General features: G+C 39.3%; 2 protein-coding genes. Both read left to right on the forward strand.

The window, feature by feature from the left end:
• On the forward strand, positions 1 to 1,755 hold a 1,755-nt coding region (locus H5072_RS16640; RefSeq protein WP_182694166.1), incomplete at its 5' end, for a methyl-accepting chemotaxis protein.
• 83 nt (positions 1,756 to 1,838) lie between these two features.
• Positions 1,839 to 2,536: protein-glutamate O-methyltransferase CheR (locus tag H5072_RS16645; protein WP_182694167.1), on the forward strand; the 698-nt coding region annotated here is incomplete at its 3' end.

A 2,536-nucleotide genomic window follows, 5' to 3' on the forward strand; every position in this document is an offset into this window, starting at 1 on the left:
ATTGATCCCGAACATGCAAATAGTATCGAATATAAAGAATTTTGGGCCAAACTAGGTCGCGGTGAATTTGATTCAGGGGAATATTTAAGAATAGGAAAGCAGGGTCAGGAGGTTTGGATTCAAGCATCTTATAATCCAATTTATGATATGAACGGCAAGCCGTTTAAAGTGATTAAATATGCATCTGATATTACTGAACAAAAAGAGCTTGAAAAGGCATCTCGCAAAGCAGCCGATTTAGCAAATGCGCTTAAAGTTTGCCAAGCAAACGTAATGATTGCTGATGAAAACCTTAAAATAGTATTTGTGAACGACCGTGTTCAGCAAATGCTAAAAGTCCGCGAAAAAGAATTACAAACCGTATTGCCAAGCTTTTCTGTTGATAATTTAATTGGCACCTGTGTTGATGATTTTCATAAGCACCCTAATCATCAACGTGATTTATTAAAAAACCTAGATAAGCCCTATAAAGCCGAGCTACTGTTAGCAGGTGTCACTTTTACCTTGATTGCTTCACCTTGGATCAGTCAAGACGGAAAGCATTTAGGCACCATTGTTGAGTGGGAAGATAGAACCAATGAAGTTGCGCTTGAAAAAGAAATCGCTGAGCTTATTGGTGCTGCAGGTAATGGCGAATTAGATACAAGAGTTGCGGAAGATGGGAAGGAAGGGTTCTTTTTACGTTTGGCTCAAGGATTAAATAGCTTAGTTAAAATAGTTGATGATGCCGTTGCCGACACTGGCAATATGCTCGATGCGATGGCAAGTGGTGATTTATCAAAACGTATTGAAAAAGAATACAAAGGTTCATTTGATAAACTTAAACGCGACGCAAATGCTACGGCAGATAAATTAACAGAAGTGATTAATCGCATAAATTCATCGGCAACGTTAGTAGCCAGTGGTGCAGAAGAAATTTCTCAAGGTAATGCTGATTTAAGCCAACGTACAGAAGAGCAAGCCTCGTCACTTGAAGAAACAGCTTCAAGTATGGAGGAAATGACCAGTACCGTTCGTCAAAATGCTGATAACGCAAAAGTAGCAAACGACTTGGCAGAAGAAACCTGTGAAAAAGCGATTCAAGGTGGTGAAGTTGTTAATAGAGCAGTTACGAGCATGTCGGCAATTAATGAGTCGAGCAAAAAAATTGCAGATATTATCGGTGTAATAGACGAAATCGCGTTTCAAACGAATTTATTAGCGCTTAATGCCGCTGTAGAGGCAGCAAGAGCGGGTGAGCAAGGTCGAGGCTTTGCGGTTGTTGCAGGTGAGGTTCGTAATTTAGCGCAGCGCTCTGCGGGCGCAGCGAAAGAAATTAAAGAGTTAATACGAGATAGTGTAGGCAAAGTAGCTGATGGTTCTCAATTAGTTAATGAGTCGGGCGCTACACTTAAAGAGATTGTTGTGTCGGTGCAAAGAGTGACGCAAATGATTTCTGATATTACGGAGGCATCTGAAGAACAAAGTGCGGGTATTGAGCAAGTTAACAAAGCTATTTCTCAAATGGACGAAATGACGCAACAAAATGCCGCTCTAGTAGAGCAAGCCTCTGCTGCTGGTGAGTCTATGGCTGAGCAAGCTAATGAGATGCGCCGATTACTTAACTTTTTCTCAGTAGATCAGCAAGAGATGACAATGATGTCATCAACTATGCGAACTCCTGAACTATCTCATAAGCCGCAAAGCCGTTTTGTGAGTAACAAGCCAAGGGGCGATAACTTTGTAGACTCAGCTGATGAGTGGGAAGAGTTTTAATATTTAGCCTTTTTATGCCTCGTCTAATAAATAGTTACAGCGAGGCACTACTTGTTAGCATTAGGTTTAATTGGGAGCGGACAATGAAAGAGTTTTTGTGTACCGACCGCGACTTTAAGGAAATTGCCAGTTTAGTTTACAGCGCATGTGGAATTGTATTAGGGGATCATAAGCGAGAGATGGTTTATTCACGCTTAGCAAGACGTATTAGGGAGCGTAAATTAACTGATTTTAAAGCTTACTTAGAGTATCTGAATAGTCATAAAGATCAGGAGTTTGATGCCTTTATTAATGCAATAACAACGAACTTAACGTCTTTTTTTCGTGAAATACATCACTTTGAATTTATAAAATCTGAGCTTGTACCTGCTCTTTTAAAGGCAAATAAAAACAGTAAGCGAGTAAGAATCTGGTCTGCAGGTTGCTCCACAGGGGAAGAGCCTTACAGTTTGGCGATGACTTTAAATAACGCATTTCCGAGCAATTGGGATGTAAAAATACTAGCAACCGATTTAGATTCTAATGTATTGGCAAAAGCACAAAAAGGTATTTACACCGCAGCGAATGTTAATGGCTTAGATGACGTGCAACTTAAGCGTTGGTTTTTAAAAAGCAAAGACGGTGAAAATTATAAAGTTAGAGATAAACTAAAAGAGTCTATTTCTTTCAAGCGTTTAAACTTATTACAAGACTGGCCAATGAAAGGATCATTTGATCTTATTTTATGTCGTAATGTTGTTATTTACTTTGATAAAGAAACAAAAGATCAGCTTTTTAAGCG

Origin of the sequence: Pseudoalteromonas sp. SR45-5, from assembly GCF_014163565.1 — a bacterium.
GTDB classification, from domain to species: Bacteria; Pseudomonadota; Gammaproteobacteria; order Enterobacterales; family Alteromonadaceae; genus Pseudoalteromonas; species Pseudoalteromonas distincta.